Here is a 17,419-nt window from a genome sequence, read left to right as displayed (position 1 = left end):
CAACGGCGATTTCGTCAAAGGGGTTCATGCTCATCTTCACGTTGGCGATGTCCACACCCGTGTTGTCCGATTTGACGCGGACCTTCACGTTGTAGTCCACCACGCGCTTGACAGGGACGAGGATTTTCATAGGTCGATCAGCTCACTTTCATTGCTGGTTGGGAGAATCTTTGAGCCAGCTTGCCAATACGCTAGCGACATCAACGGGCGGGACACCGGCGGAGCACTGAATGCGTCCAGGCGTGCGCGAGAAGCGCGGTGCTGGCGCGATGTGCGTTACACCATCGACGCTCGTAAAACTTTTGCGCGACTGGATGTGGGGATGCTGCTGAGCTTCCTCCAGCGTCAGAACGGGGGCAAAGCAACTATCGCTACCCTCTATTCGCAAGCACCACTCTGCCAGGGTACGCTGGCGAAATGCTGCGGCGATGGCGTCACGTAGGAGGTGCCAACGAGCACGGTCCTTTTGGGCGTCCCGTAAGGTATCGGGCAAATCCAATTGTTGACACAGCAGGGCAAAAAACTGGGGCTCAATAGGCCCGACAGCTACATGCCTTTTGTCGGCAGTCTCGTACGTTGTGTAGTAAGGCGCGCCACCATCCAGCATGTTGCTATACCGCTGGTCGCGGTATAGGTCCCGCAATCGGTGAGACAGGTTATTGTTCAGCATAGAGAGCACACCATCGCAGATGGCGGCATCCACCACTTGGCCCTCCCCCGTAGCGCGAGCGTGCAGCAGCGCCGCGAGCAGACCCGTCACCAAGTACAGACTGCCTCCGCCATAGTCACCCACCAGGTTCAACGGCGGCACGGGACCTCTGTCTGCCTCGCCGATGGTAGCTAGTGCACCTGTAACTGCGATGTAGTTGATGTCATGGCCAGCCACCTGTGCGAGCGGCCCATCTTGTCCCCAACCAGTCATCCGGCCGTAGACCAAGCGGGGGTTGCGCTGTGCAACCAATTTTGGGCCGAGTCCAAGCCGCTCCATGACCCCGGGCCTGAAACCCTCCACCAACGCGTCTGCCTTTTCGAGCAACTGCAGTACTTGCTCAACGGCCTCGGGCCGCTTCAGGTCCAGCAGGATGGTCCGGCGTCCCCGTCCGACAATGTCCAAAGGACTCACCGGCGGCGCATCCGGACGATCAATGCGCACCACTTCCGCTCCCATGTCTGACAAGAGCATGCAGGCGAAGGGCCCTGGTCCCAGACCCGCAAACTCGACAATTCGCAATCCGGCCAACGGACCTTCGCGTGTGGGTGAGGAGTTTTTTTCCACGTGCTTCTCCAGTTCAGTTCCCTATGGCGCGAGCTACCAACCCCAAAGCGCTGGCGGAGCTACCAAGTGCTAGCAAGACAAAAACAGCATTCGCCCGCAGGCTTATCACGATTACGGGAATTCCTGACCAGCGACTTGCGAGCGCGCTGACTACCGAGAAGGGCGTAACAATGATCGCAAGACCCCAGCCAATGAGGACTGCACTGATGTGCACCAACACTGGCAAGCCCAACAGGGCAGGCCCCAGGCTGGCGCCAACGATGACGGAACTCAGCATGGGATGCATCGCGCTGGCCGACATCAGCACAATGGTCGAAGACACAGTCAGGCAGGCCAGGGCTGGATAACCCGCGACTGAGGCGCCCACGGCAGCGGTCCATTCAGGGGGGATGGCGTTGCCAATTACAGTCCCTGCGCAGCCCGAGGCCATGAAAATCATGACTTCGCCCGCCATTCCTCTGAAGCTGGACATATCCTGCCCCAGTTGACGAGTCGCCGCGTGGCAGCAGCCAAGGCCACCGCCCAGCAATCGAGCATTCAATAACCACGCCACGGCAGGGGCGAGGGAAATGATCACGGCGGAGATTGGCATTGCCAACCATCGGCTGGTCACGACCATGAGCGACACAAAACCGAGCATGGCCAGCAGCACTGGCCAGCCACTGCGGACAAGCTCGCCCACATTCACAACAGATGGATCGGCGGAAACGACTCTCTTCGAAACGGCGAATCGGTCCAGCACGACGCCAAGCACGATAAACATCGTCGTGATTCCAAGAGCTACCGGTAGCACCCCTGCCCAGCTCGCTCCTTCGTACATGGCCAGCACGATACTCATATTGCTATACATCGGGCTCCAAAGGCTTAGGGCTGCGTAGCCGCGGGTGACGGCAGAGAAGGCGGCAATTTTCTCGGAGTCAGCCAGGTCTTTCTGCTGAGCTGCCGACTCCATCATCATCGAGATGCCTGCGAGCCCTAGTAGGCCGCCAAAGAACTGGCTCGCCATGCTGAGCACGCCGTACCTTTGACTGGGATGCACGTGATACAGGCGCTGAAGAAGGATGCGTACTTGTGTCACCCGGGAGGCGGAGCGCGAAAGCAGGTTGATTGTCACCAAGAGCGAAGCAATCAGCGCACCGATGCGAACTCCACGCTCCAAAGTTGCGATTGGCGAAGAAAGCAGTGGCAGCAGCAAAACCGTCACGGCTAGAAGTACCGCTGAAGTGCGGCGAAGGGGACGTGCGACGTGATTCAAATGACGCGACAAAAAAACCAGCGCCACTAGTGCCACTCCGGCGACCAGCCCAGGCTTGCGAAGCAAGAGATCCGCCAGCGTCAGAACTGGAATAGCACTCATCACAGCGACATCGATTGACGGTACCCACGCGGACATTACGTTCGATACCGCTGGTTTCGTTTGACGCGCAGGAGATGAATCCGGCAGCTTGTCCATCGTAGATCTGTCCCATGCGAGAGGCTGTTTTGGCTTTCGCCTTAGGGTTTTTATGCGGCTTGGAGACTGCATGTACCTAATATACAATGAATGGATCAACCATTGAACATTGCTGCTCGGGCTGAGCGGTACCACCAATACCAGGAGACACAAGAGATGAAGATGAGCAAAAGAGCACTGATCGTGGCTTTGTCCGCTTTGAGCACAAGTCTGGCCGGCGCGCAAACCGACAGCTTCCCGTCGCGCCCCATCACCATTGTTGTGCCTTATCCAGCAGGTGGGACCAGCGATGGGCAAGTGCGCATGGTTCAGGAACGGTTGAGCAAGCTTCTCGGCCAGCCGATCGTGGTGGAGAACAAAGCCGGGGCTTCGGGGGCTATTGCTGCACAGTACGTGGCGCGCTCAAAAGCAGACGGCTACACCTTGCTATACCCCAATTCTGGCGTGCTGCTCTCGCCGTTACTGAGTGAAAAGGCCGGCTACGACGCACTGAAAGATTTCAAGCCCATCAGCATCATGACGTCAGTTCCCATGGTGCTGGTAACAAACAAGTCCATTACCGCCAACAGCGTGGCCCACTTCATCCAGTACGCACGCAGCCAACCTAACGGTATCCAGTATGCGTCGGCAGGCCCTGCGTCGTTTGGTCACATCGCATCCGCGAGATTTGCGCAAATGGCCGGCATGAAGGTCGAGCATGTGCCCTACCGCGGAGAAGCCAACACCACAATGGCTATTCGCTCAGGTGAAGTCCAAATGCTGCTCACAACACCTTCGTCGGCGATGCTGGGCCAGATTCAGCAGGGCAACATCAAGCTGTTGGGTGTAGCGACTCCAAGCCCCTCACCGCTGCTCCCCGGTACGCCGACGCTCAACAAGACTGTCGCCGGCTTTACCTCAGAAATCTGGTTCGGGCTGCTGGCTCCTGCAGGCACTCCGGATGACGTGGTTGCCAAGATCAATGCGGCTGTGAAGACAGTGATGTCCGATGATTCCATTCGCGAAAAACTGCAGCCTACTGGCGCGTTGCCTCAGACGTCCACACCTGCCGAGTTTGCAAAGGTGATGAGGGAAGAGACCGCTCAGTTGCGTGAAGTCGTCAGCAAATACGGCATCAAGGCTGAGTAAGGGAGGCCCTCATGAAAGAAGTGTACGACTTGATCATTGCAGGCTCAGGCGCTGCAGGATTGGCTTGCGCCATCACAGCAAAGAAGCGCGGGCTGGATGTAGTGGTGCTGGAAAAGGAGCCCGTCTTTGGTGGTACGACGGCCTTATCCGGTGGAGTGTTGTGGGTTCCGCTCAACCACCATGGCCGCAAGCAGAACGACAGTGATTCCGTCAGAGCAGTGCAAACCTATATGCAGTCCGAAACTGGAAAGTTTTATGACGAAGAGGCTGTGAAATGCTTCATTGAGAACGGTCCAAAGATGGTGGAGTTCTTCGAGCAGAACACCGCCATGCAGTTCATCCCTACGCTCTACCCGGACTACCACCCTGATGCTCCTGGAGGTGTCGATATCGGACGGTCCATTTTGGCAGCTCCTTACGACATTCGGGAGCTGGGCAAGGATATGGACCGGCTCAAGCCCCCGCTGAAAACGATCACGTTCATGGGGATGATGTTCAACTCATCCAACGCAGATCTGAAGCACTTCTTTCGCGTGACCAAATCCTTGACTTCGTTCTTTTATGTCGCCAAGCGTCTGGCGAATCACATGAAAGAACTCGCGTTGTATCGCCGTGCTGTGCAGGTTACCAGTGGGAACGCACTTGCCGCCCGCCTGGCCAAGTCGGCATTTGATCTTGGAATTCCCATCCTCACCGAGACGCCGGTACGGAATGTTGTGGTCGAGAACGAGCGTTTAGTTGGTGTGCTTGTAAATCGTCTGGGAGTCGACCAACGCATCACTGCAAGGCATGGTGTTGTGCTCGCTACAGGCGGTTTTCCGCACGATGTCCAGCGGATCGCCAAGGCCTATCCTCATGTCAATCGAGGACACCAGCATCTTTCACCAACGCCCAAGAGCAATACAGGGGATGGTCCCAACATGGCTGAGGCTGTAGGCGGTGTAGTGGATATGCGCTTTCAGGAGCCCGCAGCCTGGATGCCCGTGACTCAGGTGGACTTTGGCAAGGGGGAGATTGGCGTTTTCCCACACCTGCTGGATCGCTACAAGCCAGGCGTGATTGGGGTGCTATCGAATGGTCGTCGCTTCACCAACGAATCGAACTCCTACCACGACGTTGGTGCGGCGATGGAAAAGGCTTGCGCCGGCATGAAGGAGACGGCCATGTGGCTCGTCTGCGACAAGTCAACCCTCTCTAAATATGGCTTGGGTTATGTGAAGCCTGCACCCATGCCAATCGGCAGCTTTGTGCGCAGTGGCTATCTGATTAAAGGCCGTACTCTTGCAGATCTCGCACTGCGCACCGGCATCGACGCCGTCAATCTTGAGCAGACCGTGCGCGAGTACAACAAAGACGCAGTCAGAGGAGACGATCCTGCCTTTGGACGGGGAAGTACAAGTTTCAATCGCTATCTTGCAGATCCAGAGCGCAAGCCAAACCCTTGTGTTGCCCCCATTGAGCAAGGACCATTCTTCGCCGTGAAGGTGGTAATGGGTGATCTCGGAACATTCGATGGCATCACAACCAGCGTGGTGGGCGAGGTTCTACGTCGCGACGGTACTCCGATTGCAGGCCTGTATGCAGCAGGTAACGATCGAGCCAGCATCATGGGCGGCAATTATCCTGGAGCAGGCATCACCCACGGCCCCAATATGACGTTTGGATACGTCACTGCAAACCACATCGCTGATGTTGCAGCGCGGGCAGCAGTGCCACAACCGCGGGGCAATAGCGATCGGGAGTACGCATGAATAGCAATCTATTCCTACTTGATCGCCCGTTGGTGGATCACCGCGTATACACCATCGCGCTGAGAAAGATGCCAGAGTTTATTGACGCGTTTCAGCGTCTTGCACTGCCGGTGTTGCTGGAGACGTTGGGGCATCCGCTGGGTTTCTACACCAGCGTAGTGGGCCCTCTAAATCAGTTTGTCCACCTATGGGGCTACACCGACTTGGCTGACTACGAGCTGCGGAGCCGCGCGCGCGACAACCATCCCGCCTTCGGAAAATACCTTGCCGCGTCCGGTCACCTTATCACTTCGCAAGAAACGCGATTGATTCGTGCTGTCCCGATAAATATCGATCCTTCACCCCAGTAAAACCGCGCACCCGGTGCGCCAAATTTCAATACAGGAGACAAATATGAGATTCAATAAGCGCGTCATCTTGCTCGCAACCGCTCTTGCATGCGCAGGTGTACAAGCCGAAGCACAGTATCCAAGTCAAACAGTTAAGTTAATCGTTCCATTCCCTCCTGGTTCCAGTTCGGACGTGACGGCGCGAGCAGTGGCGCAGAAGATTGCCGGTCCGCTAGGCCAGCCGGTTGTAGTGGAAAACCGGCCGGGCGCCATGGGCGGAATCGGCATGCAAGCGGTGGCGCGCAGTAAACCTGACGGCCACACACTGGTGGTAGGAACCGTCTCGACCACGGTGGTGCCTCCCATCATCTCCAGAAACGTCCCGGTCGATTTGTTCAAGGACTTCACGCCGGTCGCCACGATGGCCAACACCCCTCTGTTGCTGACCGTCACCCAGGATTCACCGATCGGCAGCGTCCCAGATTTGGTGGCGGCCGCCAAAAAGTCTCCCAAGACCCTGACGTACGGAAATTCAGCAGGGTTGTATAGGATCGCTATGGAGGCCGTTAACACCAGTGCTGGCATAGACCTCCTTGGTGTCCCCTTTACAAGTCCTCCTCAAGCACTCACCGAATTGCTGGCTGGTCGGCTTACCGTCAATCCCGATGCTTTGGGGGCCGTAGGACCGATGCTGCAGGCCAAGCGAGTTCGCGCGCTGGCCGTACTGGGCTCCAACAGAACGCCCAGCTTGCCAGACGTACCCACCATGCAAGAGTTAGGCTTTAAGGGCTTTGCATTCAATGGCTGGCTTGGTGTATTGGCCCCGGCGGGAACACCTCAGTCAGTGATCGAGCGACTGCATAGCGAAATTGCCAAAGCTGTCGCGACCCCAGATGTCCAAGCCCTCTACACCCGCCTGGGCATGGAGGCAACGGTGCTGTCGCCGCAGGCCTACGGCGAAGAGATGCGCAAGGACGCCGCCAAATACAAGGCCGTTGCACAACAGGCGGGTATAGAAAAAGAATGAACACAGCCATCAACTCCACCTTGTGGCAGATCGCGCAGCAGGCGCGCTCTATGTTTGGCGCCCACATCCCCGAGTCCGTCCGACAGCAAGCGAGACTTTGCATCCTGGATACGATCGGGTGCATATTGGCTGGTAGTCGTACCGAGGAGGCGCAGTTGGTACTCGCGTGCGAGCCAGAGTCGGGCGATCAAACCGCCACTGTATTCGGCACTTCGCACCGTCGCGGGCTGCGCGCAGCAATGCGCATCAACGGCTATCTGGGCGACGTCCTCGAACTGAACGATCTCATAGGTGGTCACGCCAGTATCGGAAATGTATCGGCTGCGCTCGCCCTTGGTGAGTCGCTGGAGACCAGCGGCGCGCGTTTGCTCGAAGCGGTCGTCCGTGGCATCGAAGTGACCACGCGGGTGTATGACTCTGTCTACCCCTCACTGCGCCGCTACACCGAGTCAGGGCTGGTACCCGTGGGCATACCGGCATCTTTCGGTTCGGCTGTCGCAGCCGCTCGCTTGCTCTCCCTAGACGAAGAGAAAACGCTGCATGCCATGGCAATTGCCGGTAGCCTAGCCGGTTGGTGTCCCGCGGAAGTAATCTTTGGTCACGGAGGCTCAGTCAAGCCAATGCTGTTTGGCGCCCAGCCCGCGGACTCGGGCGTGACCGCTGCGCAGTATGCGAAGGCGGGCATGACGGGCCCCGTTAACTTGCTCGACAGCAAGATCGGATACTTCGCTACGGCCTCTACGGAAGGTAGCTTCGATGCAGTGGCCTGGAACAACCGCTGGGCGCTGGAGCAACCGCGGCGCAAGCTGCACGCATGCTGCGGTTACCTGCATTCCGCCGCAGATGCACTGGGCAAGCTGCGCCAGAGCCTAGGGGCGGCCCTCCAGGATGCGCGCGTCGAAGTGCGCGTTCCCACCTACGTGGCCGACGTCGTGAGCAAGGAACGCCTGCCAGACTCCCCAAATGACGCCCGCTTCCACCTGCAGTACTGCCTGGCGTTGGTTGCCTGTGGCGCCGATGTGATCCTGCCGGAGCACAGCATCGCCCTGCCCGACCAGCTGCGACGCCCAGAGGTGCTGGCAGCCATGCAACGGATCTCCGTGGTGCCGGACCCTGCCCTCACGCACTATCACCAATGCAGCATCGCGGTGACCGACGCCAGTGGGCAGACCACGGTGCAGCCCGGGACAGCCCCCCGCGGTTCGCCGCAGGAACCTCTGGGTGACGATGAGGTGGTGGCGAAGTTCCACGCGCTGGCCGATCCGGTACTGGGGCGCCCCCGCGCAGAGCGATTCGCGCAACAGGCTTTGTCACTGGAAGCCGTGGACAACGTGAGCACGTGGATCGCAATGCTTCGCAGCTGAAAGCTGCACCCCCACCGCGAAAAGCGGTGACGCAATACAAAAGGGCCCGCCGGTTTCCCGGCGGGCCCTTTTGTATTGGGCCGTTCGCCCGTATTACAGGTCCATCTGCTTGGCGATGATGTTGCGCTGGATCTCGCTGGTGCCACCGCCGATGGGGCCCACGCGCGAGTCGCGGAAGAACATCTGCATGTCGTACTCGTTGGAGTAGCCAGCACCGCCCATGATCTGCATGCCGATGTCGGCACACTTGAAGTTGTTCTCGGTGGCGACAATCTTCGCCATCGACGCTTCCTGCACCACCGGGAAGCCTCCGTCCAGCAGGTCGGCCACACGGTAGGTTAGCTGCCGCGCCGTCTCGGACATGATCATCATGTCGGCCAGCTTGTGCTGGATCACCTGGAACTGAGAGATCGGCTTACCAAACTGAATGCGGTCGCGGGCATAGTCGCGCGCATATTCGGTGATCTTGAAGCAGTGTCCGGACGAGATCGCGGCCAGGCCGAGGCGCTCCAGACCCAGGGCTTTCATGATGTTCTTCCAGGCCTGTCCTTCGCCCCCGAACAGATACCCAGACGGCACGCGGACGTTGTCGAAGAAAACTTCGTTGGCATGTGTGGTGCGCCGTCCAAGCATTGAAAGCGGGCGGATCGTCACGCCGGGCGCCGTGGTCGGCACCAGGATGGTGCTGATCCCGTTGTGGCGGGCCTGCGTATCCGTCTTCACGATGGCCACGATGTAGTCGGCGACGTGGGCGCAGGTAATCCACACCTTGCTTCCGTTGATGACATAGTCGTCGCCATCGCGGACTGCGGACGTCTTGATCCCTGCAACGTCGGAGCCGGTGCCAGGCTCCGACATACCCAATGCCAGTTTGGCCTGGCCGCTGATGATCTTAGGAATGATCTCCTGCTTCAGCTCTGGCGAGCCAAACTTCGCCACGTGCATGCCAGCATAGATCGCCGAAGTGGTCACAGCCTGGGCGATACCGGTGTAGTAGTAACCCAGCGTTTCCAGGAACACCGCGATGTCCTTGTAGGTGCCGCCCATGCCACCAAGTTCTTCGGGGTAGAACAGGCCCAGATAGCCGGCTTCGGCCAGCGCGTTGTAGGCCTCATGCGGAAACTCGCGCGCCTCGTCCATCTTGCGCACCTTCTCCCAGGGAAGGTGGCGCGACAACAGGTCGAGCACGCCCTCGCGCATCATGCGTTGGTCTTCGGTCAGGCCGGCGGTATTGATCAGTGATTGGGACATGGTTACTCCGTGGAAACAGGTTCAGGGCTTGTTCTTAATGGCCTTGCGGCCCGCAATAGTGAGGACCATGGTGGTCATGAGTCCGGTCTGCACGACGTCGTCATGCTGATTCAGAAGATCCATGCGGCGGACCAACACGCCGCGGTCAGGCTTGGAAGTAGGTCGCACGGCAACCACTGTGGCGCGCAGGCGGATGGTGTCGTTGAATAGGATGGGTTTGATAAATTTCCACTCATCAATGCCCAGTGCTGCAATTGCTGTGCCGTCCAGGTAGCCAAGACTGGCGCTCAACCCAGTGGCTACTGAAAGCCCTAGCGCACCGTGCGCGATGCGCTGTCCCAGCGGAGACTTGGCGCTATGCACTGAATCTGTGTGCATTGGATTGACGTCGCCAGAGATCCAGGAGAACTGGACGACATCGGTTTCAGTAATGGTACGGGCCCGACTTTCATCGACCTGCCCGACCTCGAATTCTTCAATACATTTGCCTCGCATTTTGGTTCCTTGTTTCAGTTTCAGGACGCGACTGCTCGCGCCGCAAACAGCGGCCCGTCTTCGTATTGCATGACGGCCATTTCCACAGCCATCCCCGGGGTCCAGGTAACGCCCGGAGCATCCAGCAGTCGGCATGCAAGCCGGATGTGGCTGTCCAGGTCGACAATGCCAACGGCATAGGGCGCCTCGGCTGCAAAGACGGCAGGTGCCGCATGGATGCGGGTCCAGGAATAGAGCGTGCCGCGGGCGGACAGCGGGCTCCAGACCACCTTGTCTGACCAGCAATGCGGACAGATAGGTCGCGGCGGGAACGTCTGCTTGCCGCAAGTCTCGCAGCAGGTGGTCTGCCAGCGGCCTTGTGCGAGGCCGTCCCAGAACGTTCTGGTAAAAGCGGAGGTACGCGGTGGATAGGCACGGCGGCCCGGCGCTGGAAATGTGTGTATCTGCGTCATGCCATGGCTTCCAGAACGTGTACGAGGGCGGCGTTGTAGTTACCCAGTTCGCCAGTGGAAAGGCCGAAGCGCGCGTTCTTCACCTGGCGCGCGCCAGCCCGGCCGCGCAGTTGGTCGGCGAGCTCAACGTAGTTGTAGAGTGAAGTCACGTAAGCCGGATGGCCCCGAGAGGTCAGGCCGCCGGATGTCGACACCGGGATGCGGCCGCCCAGGCGCGTCTCCCCTTCAAAAGCTGCGCGGGCTCCATGGCCTCTGGGCACCAGGCCAATCGCCTCGCTCACCAGTACCTCGACGATCGTGCAGGGGGCGTAGAGCTCCACCACATCCAGGTCGGCGGCAGTGATACCTGCCTGCGCGTAGGCATCGCGCGATGCGCGGGCAGCAGCCTCGAAGCCGATCATGTCGTTGGGCACGTCGTTGATCTGGTGCGATCCATCGTGGTAGAACCCGCGGCCACGCACCAGTACATAGGGCTTTCCGAGCGACTTGGCGACTTCCTCACTCGCCAGCACCAAGCATGCGGCGCCATCTCCGCGTGGCGGCACGTCATACAATCCCAGTGGCTCGACGATGGGGCGCTGCGCCAGTACCTCCTCCAGCGTGATCGGTTTACGGTACTGCGCTAACGGGTTCAACGAAGCGTGGTGGCGGTTCTTCACCGCCACAGAGGCCAGTTGCTCGCGCGTAGCACCGGTCTCGTGCATGTAGCGCATGGCGTCCATCGCATACCACGCAATCGGCGTAAAGCCAGCGGAGGTGTGAAAGTCCACATCCCCCGTCGTGCGCATACTGCTCATCATGTGCTCTGCGGCAGAGACTGCGCTTTCCATGTTGATGCCGAGCGCCAGCGCCACATCTGAGCGACCCAGAAGGATTTCGTCGCAAGCCTTGTCGAAGGCTAATGCCGCCGTCATGCCGTTGCCCATCACCTCCATCACACTGCCGCGGCAGGCCAGCCGCAGTTGGCCCACCAGAAATGTGTGGAAGTACTTCTGGCGCGTGTATGGACGCGGCAAGGTAAACACCAGGCTCTGGATGTCTTCCTTGGAGATGCCCGCGTCCTGGACCGCTTCGGCGACCAGCCGCGTCATGATCTCGTTTTCAAGGACCTGCAGCTCTTCCTCGTCAGCGGTCTGATGCCTGCCGTTGGGGATGGCGCTGGCGCCGATCAAAGCGACGCGTCGGGTCACGATGTCACCTTCACCGCATCGGCGCTTGCCAATCCAAATGCTCCCTCAGATTGCAGCTGCGCGATGTGGTCTTCGTCGTAGCCAAGCGTTTCTCTCAGAACTGCTTGGGTGTGTTGCCCGACCGACGGCGCGGCGAAGGGTGCTACCGCCGGCGTCCGCGCCAACCGCAATGGACTGGCGATGTTGGGAATCCAGCCCTTGACCGGATGCGGGATGCGCGTGACTAGACCGCGCGATCGCGCTTCATCCGACGCGAGTGCTTCCCCCAGTGTCCGTACCTGCCCATGCGGCACGTTCGCTGCACGCAACAGGGGCGCCCAATGGCTCCACGGTTGCTTGGCGAAGGCCTCGTCCATGATCTGAAAGATGCGCTCGCGCTGCTCAAGCCGCTTGACCCGCTGCGAGAGCACGGGATCGTGCGCAAGATCGGGCCGCTCCAGCACCTGCTCAAACAACCGCTGGAAAATCTTGTCATTGCCACAGTTGATATAGAAAGGTTTGTCTTGCGACTGGAAAACGCCCGAAGGACATGTGTCGGGACTGACGTTGCCGTTACGCTGAGGCTCGTAGCCCGTGGTCAGGTGCTGCATGGCGCCGAACCCGGTCATGAGGATGGCTGTGTCGAACAAGGCCACTTCAACTTTCTGCCCCACACCGTCCCTCGTGCGGGCCATCAACGCCAGCAAGATGGCATTGGTGGCGGACATTGCCGTCGCAACGTCCATCACTGCGGCGCCCGTGCGAACTCCTTGTCGGTCTCTGTACCCGTTCATGGAGATAAAGCCGCTTTCCGCCTGCGCGATAGGGTCAAAGCCCAATCGGTCCGCATAAGGACCTTCACGCCCGTAGGCCGAGATGGAGCAGTAGACCAGGCGTGGATTGAGCTTGGCGCATGCTGCGTAGTCCAGTCCAAATCGATCCATCACGCCGCTAGAGAAGTTCTCCACCAACACGTCGGCTTGGGCAATGAGTTCCTTCGCAATTTCGAGCCCTGCCTCGCTCTTCATGTCTAGCGCGAGGCTTTTCTTGTTGCGGTTGGCCCAGATAAAGGGACCTCCCTGGGCAGGAATGGCGGGGTCTACTGTGGGGTAGTGACGAAAGTCTTCGCCCCGCTCCGGAGCCTCGATCTTGATCACGTCGGCGCCGAAGTCGGCCAGGGTCTGTGTCGACAGCGGGCCTGCCACGAAATGCGTGAAGTCGATCACTCGAAGCCCTTTGAGCGCGGGCGACGCCTGAGACGGCGTACTCTGATGGATCGGAAGAGAGTCGATGCTTTGCTGATTGAACATTGGTTATCCTATCAATGGTTCAACCATTATATTGAAGAAAAGACGTTTGCCCAGCCCTGCCCATGAGCGGGTCAATTACCAGTACCGGTACGTAACGTCAAAAAGCCCCATCGACGGCTGTCGATGGGGCTTCCATAGGCGTTACGTAAAGGGGAGCTGCTATTGTTGCGCCAGCAGCGAGTGGTTCAGCGCTTGCACATGCAAGTGGGTAATCGATTTAGCGCCCACCACGCGCGCTACTTTTTACGTGTCCTGATCGGATTCTCGGCGTAAGATTCTTCAGGCAGTTTTGCAGCTGCCACTGGCGCAGCTTCTTTGGCCAGGGAAAGGTAGCTGCGCTGTAGGCGCTTGAGACTGGCTTCCATTTCGGCAACCGCGCCCTCCGCATCCCGCGCTTCCATCATCTTGATGAAGCGTTTGCGAGAAGGCAAAACAAACGAGTTCTCGTAAGGACCGATTGTCTGTACGAAGTGGCGCAAAACAGAGAGTACGCTGTCCATGACAATCACCATGACAGGGTTCCCGGTCATGCGCGCGAGAATTCGGTGAAACTCCAAATTGGCCTCAGCGCGCTTGCCTAGATCCCCCTGCGCATTCGCCTCTTCAGCTTGGCGCACATTTTCGCGCAGGTTTTCGATGTCATTGGGAACTGCGCGCTGGCAAGCTTCGCGGACCACGATGGATTCCAGCCAGATGCGAGCCTCGGTCAATTGGGCCGGCAAAATTGACCCACTGTGGAACATGTCCAGCAAACCGGTTGCGATTGTCTCGCCACTGGCCTCGGTGATAAAAGCTCCGCCGGTCGCACCCTTCTGAAGTCGTACCAACCCCGAATGCTCAAGCGAGCGAAGCGCCTCACGCAATGTGTTGCGGGAAACACCAAATTGCTCGGAGAGCGCCCGTTCAGAAGGCAATCGATTGCCTACGCGCAATTTACCCTCGGCCAACTGGGCGCGGATTTGCGTTGCGATTTCCTCAAATGCACGCTGCGACTTGATTGGCCTAAAGACAGGTGCTAGTTCGCCAGAGAAACGTTTGGAAGATTGTGAGTCCGTCAAGGTGCTCAGAGCCAATAGTTAGATTGGCACAATGATAGGACCAAAAGCGATCGCTGCAAGACCCAATATGGTTGGATGCGTATGAACGTCCTCAGATGCACGCCCGCGGACGAAACGAGGCCGGAATCTTGCATGTAGATCGGCAGGAGTGATCCACTGCTGACGCCCTTTGTTGGAATAGCACCGACTTTTGCCTGTGCTTGAGCTCAATGTCCGGTTTCTGCGCAACAGGCTATTGGACAGAAAAGCCAGCTCGTCAGTTAAGCCTGAGGCCGGCACAACGGCGGCCCGCTTGGCAGCGGTTGCAGTCGATGACGGTGCGCCGGCGAAGGACGGCTTTTTGTGCTCTTACCGCCATTCACCCCACAGCAGGAGGCTAGTGGCCTTTAATACCTATCCACCAGACGTAAATCAAGCCATGGAGTACGCTTGGTTGTGTCAGTCTATTCTTGATCCTATCGATAAGTTCGAGGCTGTCGATTTTGGTGAGACGTAGCCGCCGAGTAGCTAGCGCCAAGCCAAATTCCAAGGAGGCTTCGCCGTACGGGCGGTTTGCATTGAGGAAAACCTTCTCAAGAAACTCGCGCAACATCTCGCTCAGTTCTGGCGAACCAGAATAATCAAGTTCATGTGCATCGGCTGCTCGAAGTAAGCTCGCCTGCAGAACACCATCGTTAAAGCGAAGAAAGTTCTCAACGTCCAGGACAACGGCCTCGTGCATTGATGAACTCAATCGGCTACCTACCTCCTGATGCTCTCGCGCGTTTTGGAGAGCGGCTGACATGGCCAGGAAGCTCACTGCAGCATTGTTGTTGGCGCCGATTGAATCTTGACAGTGTGTGCCGATCCAACTTTGATAGGGGGCGTGTAGCCAGTATCTGCTAGGCTGGCTGTGGATAACTATAGCCTCCTACTGGGCTTGCACCTCCAGACTGGTTTCTGTTTTTCTATTCATTTCTCTGGATTTGATCTTTCCCTTTGCCTCCTTGGAGCTGTGGCGGAAGCGGTAGGACTCATTGCCGGTTTCAACGATGTGGCAGTGATGGGTGAGCCGGTCCAGCAGTGCCGTGGTCATCTTGGCATCACCGAAGACAGCGGACCACTCGGCAAACGTCAGGTTGGTGGTGATCAGAACGCTGGTGTGCTCATAGAGTTTGGACAGCAGATGGAACAGCAATGCTCCACCGGCCTGGCTGAATGGCAGGTATCCAAGTTCATCCAGAATGACCAGGTCCATGCGCATCAAGCTCATGGCTATGCGCCCCGGATTTCCCTTGGCCTTCTCTTGCTCCAACGCATTGACCAGATCCACCGTCGAGTAGAACCGGACACGTTTGGAATGGTGCGTCAGCCCATTGATTCCCAGCGCCGTTGCCAAGTGGGTTTTGCCGGTGCCAGGACCACCAATCAGGACAACGTTCTGCGCATCGTCGGTGAAGCTCAGGTCCGCCAACCTCTTGATCAGCACCTTGTCCACGGGTGAGACCTCGAAGTCGAAGCCAGCAAGATCCCGGTGAATCGGGAAGCGTGCTGCTTTCATCTGGTGGGCAATCGAGCGCATATGCCGATCCACGTCTTCCGCTTGAAGCAGGTGCTCTATCAGCCAGCGCGAGCTCTGAATCGAGGAGCCGCCATCCTGCTCCATAAGGTCAGCCCAGGCACTGACCATGCCATTCAGGCGCAGTGCCTTGAGCCCGCTTTGCACATCGCGTTTGGATTCAGACATGGATGACCCCTTGGTTATCGTTGTGGGTAGGGCGCAAACGGTCGTAGCGCGCGGTATCGGCCAGCGGGAGGTTGGTCAGTTGCAATGTGGTTTTGGCATGCTCCGGCCTGGGTGGCGCATTCAGCCTAGCCAGCACATTGCGCACATGCTCAGCACTGACACTTCCATTGGGCGTGGCACCTTCAAGGACAAGATCAACCGCCACCAGTACTGCGTCCAAGCCCGCCTGCGGCACGCTGGCCAGCACCTGTGCCATGGTGCGGTCACCGCCAGGGTGCCTCAGAAGGGATTTGCGCAAGCGCTGCAAGGGCTCAGGCAAGTCCAGGAACGGCGCACCGTTGCGCAGTGCGCCGGGCTTGCGCTGCACGAGTTCAATGTAGTGCTGCCAGTCATAGGTGACTTGGCCACTGCCCGGCGTGCGGGCGTGGCTGGCGATGATGGTTTGCGCGCAGGCAATGTCCACCCGATTGGGGTACAGACGCGTGCTGACCAGGTGCCCAGCCCATTCGCAAGGAACGGAGTAGCGATTGCGCGCCACCGCCACCAGACATGTACTACTCACCCGCGCGGGCTTCTCCACATACCCATCAAACAGCACAGGCATGGACATGAGGTGGGGGCGCTCCAACTCCAACATCTCTGCCACCGTGAACTGCTTGTGGATCGGATGCACGGAGTCGGACCACACCGAGCGACACCGCTCGCCCAGCCATGCATTGAGTTCGGCAAACGATCCGAAGCGCCTGCTGGCGGCCTCGATCCAGATCCGCCTGCGACTGTCCTGCACGTTCTTCTCCACCACCCCTTTCTCCCAGCCCGAGGCGACGTTGCAGAAGTCCGGATCAAACAGGTAGTGGCTGCACATGGCCGAGAAGCGTGCGTTGACGATGCGCCCCTTGCCTTTCTTGACCTTGTCCACCGCCGTCTTCATGTTGTCGTAGATGCCACGCCTGGCAACGCCTCCCAATGCATGGAAGGAGCGGGTATGGGCATCGAACAGCATCTCATGGCCCTGCCCAGGGTAGGCAACAAGCCAGAAGGCACGACTGGCGCAGAGCTTCAGATGGGCCACTTGCAGTTTGTAGAACACTCCACCAACCAGCAGTCCTTCCTCACTCCAGTCGAACTGGAAGGCCTCGCCCAACTCGAAGCTCAGCGGCACAAAGGCCTTGGCGGGATCCTTGGCGCTATCCACCCGCCATGCTCGAATGAAGTCAGTCACGGCGCTATAGCCACCCCGGTATCCCTGAGCCTGGATCTGGGCAAACAGCGCCTTGCCACTGCGCCTTGCGTTCTTGGCCCGGTGCGCATCCGTGCGCAGGGCCTGCTCCAGCACCGCCACAAATGGCGTGAGCTTGCCATCAGCCTTCTTGCGCTCGTACTTCGGGGGTATGTCTCCGGGGGCCTTGAGCCACTTCTTGACCGTGTTTCTGGCCAGTCCCGTTCTTCTGCAAATCTCTCCGTCAGAGAGTTGGTCGCGCCACTTCATGCGCCTGACCTTGCCAATCATGTCCATGGTGATCACCTCTTACATCCCTGCTGAAAAATTCAGCAGGGCAGTTGAACACCCCTGTCAATTTTGGATCGGCACCAGACCTTTCAGACTGTCAGTTTTCGGTCGGCGACAACA

16 protein-coding genes and 1 pseudogene are annotated in these 17,419 nt (G+C 58.7%); 5 read left to right on the top strand and 12 right to left on the bottom strand.

Going from position 1 to position 17,419, the window contains the following annotated elements; genetic code table 11:
• The 3 genes and pseudogenes from ACK4OE_RS22040 to ACK4OE_RS22030 form a co-directional block, all read right to left on the bottom strand.
• Window positions 1-130, bottom strand: a pseudogene (locus tag ACK4OE_RS22040) (electron transfer flavoprotein subunit beta/FixA family protein); the annotation flags it as partial.
• 18 nt (window positions 131-148) lie between these two features.
• On the bottom strand, window positions 149-1,276 hold the full coding sequence (locus ACK4OE_RS22035; RefSeq protein WP_409888115.1) for a CaiB/BaiF CoA transferase family protein: 1,128 nt from the start codon (window positions 1,274-1,276) through the stop codon (window positions 149-151).
• Window positions 1,277-1,289: 13 nt separating this feature from the next.
• Window positions 1,290-2,729 (bottom strand): hypothetical protein, encoded by a 1,440-nt coding sequence (locus ACK4OE_RS22030; protein ID WP_409888113.1) that lies wholly within the window; start codon window positions 2,727-2,729, stop codon window positions 1,290-1,292.
• Between the two features lie 156 nt (window positions 2,730-2,885).
• Between ACK4OE_RS22030 and ACK4OE_RS22025 the strand changes: the two genes are divergently transcribed.
• From ACK4OE_RS22025 to ACK4OE_RS22005, 5 genes are read left to right on the top strand one after another with little or no spacing between them, the layout of a single operon-like run.
• Entirely contained in the window at window positions 2,886-3,857 is a 972-nt protein-coding gene (locus tag ACK4OE_RS22025) for a Bug family tripartite tricarboxylate transporter substrate binding protein (protein WP_409888111.1), read from the top strand.
• Window positions 3,858-3,868: 11 nt separating this feature from the next.
• Complete coding sequence (locus tag ACK4OE_RS22020) at window positions 3,869-5,608, top strand: FAD-dependent oxidoreductase (RefSeq protein WP_409888109.1); 1,740 nt, start codon at window positions 3,869-3,871, stop codon at window positions 5,606-5,608.
• Window positions 5,605-5,958, top strand: a complete 354-nt coding sequence (locus ACK4OE_RS22015; protein ID WP_409888107.1) for an NIPSNAP family protein — start codon at window positions 5,605-5,607, stop codon at window positions 5,956-5,958. The genes ACK4OE_RS22020 and ACK4OE_RS22015 overlap by 4 nt, the downstream gene beginning before the upstream one ends.
• Before the next feature lie 43 nt (window positions 5,959-6,001).
• Window positions 6,002-6,964 carry a Bug family tripartite tricarboxylate transporter substrate binding protein gene (locus ACK4OE_RS22010; protein WP_409888105.1) on the top strand — a complete coding sequence of 321 codons (963 nt, stop codon included), beginning with the start codon at window positions 6,002-6,004 and terminating at the stop codon, window positions 6,962-6,964.
• A complete protein-coding gene (locus tag ACK4OE_RS22005) occupies window positions 6,961-8,328 on the top strand; it encodes an MmgE/PrpD family protein (protein ID WP_409888103.1) in 1,368 nt (455 codons plus the stop codon). Before ACK4OE_RS22010 ends, ACK4OE_RS22005 begins: the two co-directional genes overlap by 4 nt.
• Before the next feature lie 93 nt (window positions 8,329-8,421).
• On the opposite strand, the gene ACK4OE_RS22000 is transcribed toward ACK4OE_RS22005, so the two are convergent.
• The 9 genes from ACK4OE_RS22000 to istA all read right to left on the bottom strand — a co-directional run bounded on the left by ACK4OE_RS22000 (window position 8,422) and on the right by istA (window position 17,305).
• On the bottom strand, window positions 8,422-9,579 hold the full coding sequence (locus tag ACK4OE_RS22000; RefSeq protein WP_409888101.1) for an acyl-CoA dehydrogenase family protein: 1,158 nt from the start codon (window positions 9,577-9,579) through the stop codon (window positions 8,422-8,424).
• 21 nt (window positions 9,580-9,600) lie between these two features.
• Complete coding sequence (locus ACK4OE_RS21995; RefSeq protein WP_409888099.1) at window positions 9,601-10,074, bottom strand: MaoC/PaaZ C-terminal domain-containing protein; 474 nt, start codon at window positions 10,072-10,074, stop codon at window positions 9,601-9,603.
• 20 nt (window positions 10,075-10,094) lie between these two features.
• A complete protein-coding gene (locus ACK4OE_RS21990) occupies window positions 10,095-10,526 on the bottom strand; it encodes a Zn-ribbon domain-containing OB-fold protein (protein ID WP_409888097.1) in 432 nt (143 codons plus the stop codon).
• A complete protein-coding gene (locus ACK4OE_RS21985; RefSeq protein ID WP_409888095.1) occupies window positions 10,523-11,716 on the bottom strand; it encodes a thiolase family protein in 1,194 nt (397 codons plus the stop codon). Before ACK4OE_RS21985 ends, ACK4OE_RS21990 begins: the two co-directional genes overlap by 4 nt.
• Entirely contained in the window at window positions 11,713-13,005 is a 1,293-nt protein-coding gene (locus tag ACK4OE_RS21980) for a CaiB/BaiF CoA transferase family protein (protein ID WP_409888093.1), read from the bottom strand. Before ACK4OE_RS21980 ends, ACK4OE_RS21985 begins: the two co-directional genes overlap by 4 nt.
• Before the next feature lie 236 nt (window positions 13,006-13,241).
• On the bottom strand, window positions 13,242-14,063 hold the full coding sequence (locus tag ACK4OE_RS21975) for a FadR/GntR family transcriptional regulator (protein ID WP_409888091.1): 822 nt from the start codon (window positions 14,061-14,063) through the stop codon (window positions 13,242-13,244).
• Window positions 14,064-14,439: 376 nt separating this feature from the next.
• Window positions 14,440-14,784, bottom strand: coding sequence for a hypothetical protein (locus ACK4OE_RS21970; RefSeq protein ID WP_409888089.1), 345 nt, complete (start codon window positions 14,782-14,784; stop codon window positions 14,440-14,442).
• 189 nt (window positions 14,785-14,973) lie between these two features.
• Window positions 14,974-15,789, bottom strand: coding sequence for an IS21-like element helper ATPase IstB (gene istB / locus ACK4OE_RS21965; RefSeq protein WP_008906665.1), 816 nt, complete (start codon window positions 15,787-15,789; stop codon window positions 14,974-14,976).
• Window positions 15,782-17,305, bottom strand: coding sequence for an IS21 family transposase (istA, locus tag ACK4OE_RS21960; RefSeq protein ID WP_034695485.1), 1,524 nt, complete (start codon window positions 17,303-17,305; stop codon window positions 15,782-15,784). Before istA ends, istB begins: the two co-directional genes overlap by 8 nt.
• Window positions 17,306-17,419: the final 114 nt, after the last annotated feature.

Source organism: Acidovorax sp. (assembly GCF_046314175.1).
Taxonomy (GTDB): domain Bacteria; phylum Pseudomonadota; class Gammaproteobacteria; order Burkholderiales; family Burkholderiaceae_C; genus Acidovorax.
The sequence above is the reverse complement of the archived record's forward strand: the minus strand, read 5'-3'. Positions and strand labels throughout refer to the sequence as shown.

What these genes read in the sequence shown, in the direction of transcription:
- ACK4OE_RS22030 (WP_409888113.1), bottom strand. Translation starts at nt 2,729, where the DNA reads ATGGACAAGCTGCCGGATTCATCTCCTGCGCGTCAAACGAAACCAGCG.
- ACK4OE_RS22025 (WP_409888111.1), top strand. Translation starts at nt 2,886, where the DNA reads ATGAAGATGAGCAAAAGAGCACTGATCGTGGCTTTGTCCGCTTTGAGC.
- ACK4OE_RS22020 (WP_409888109.1), top strand. Translation starts at nt 3,869, where the DNA reads ATGAAAGAAGTGTACGACTTGATCATTGCAGGCTCAGGCGCTGCAGGA.
- ACK4OE_RS22015 (WP_409888107.1), top strand. Translation starts at nt 5,605, where the DNA reads ATGAATAGCAATCTATTCCTACTTGATCGCCCGTTGGTGGATCACCGC.
- ACK4OE_RS22010 (WP_409888105.1), top strand. Translation starts at nt 6,002, where the DNA reads ATGAGATTCAATAAGCGCGTCATCTTGCTCGCAACCGCTCTTGCATGC.
- ACK4OE_RS22005 (WP_409888103.1), top strand. Translation starts at nt 6,961, where the DNA reads ATGAACACAGCCATCAACTCCACCTTGTGGCAGATCGCGCAGCAGGCG.
- ACK4OE_RS22000 (WP_409888101.1), bottom strand. Translation starts at nt 9,579, where the DNA reads ATGTCCCAATCACTGATCAATACCGCCGGCCTGACCGAAGACCAACGC.
- ACK4OE_RS21995 (WP_409888099.1), bottom strand. Translation starts at nt 10,074, where the DNA reads ATGCGAGGCAAATGTATTGAAGAATTCGAGGTCGGGCAGGTCGATGAA.
- ACK4OE_RS21990 (WP_409888097.1), bottom strand. Translation starts at nt 10,526, where the DNA reads ATGACGCAGATACACACATTTCCAGCGCCGGGCCGCCGTGCCTATCCA.
- ACK4OE_RS21980 (WP_409888093.1), bottom strand. Translation starts at nt 13,005, where the DNA reads ATGTTCAATCAGCAAAGCATCGACTCTCTTCCGATCCATCAGAGTACG.
- ACK4OE_RS21970 (WP_409888089.1), bottom strand. Translation starts at nt 14,784, where the DNA reads ATGCACGAGGCCGTTGTCCTGGACGTTGAGAACTTTCTTCGCTTTAAC.
- istB (WP_008906665.1), bottom strand. Translation starts at nt 15,789, where the DNA reads ATGTCTGAATCCAAACGCGATGTGCAAAGCGGGCTCAAGGCACTGCGC.
- istA (WP_034695485.1), bottom strand. Translation starts at nt 17,305, where the DNA reads ATGGACATGATTGGCAAGGTCAGGCGCATGAAGTGGCGCGACCAACTC.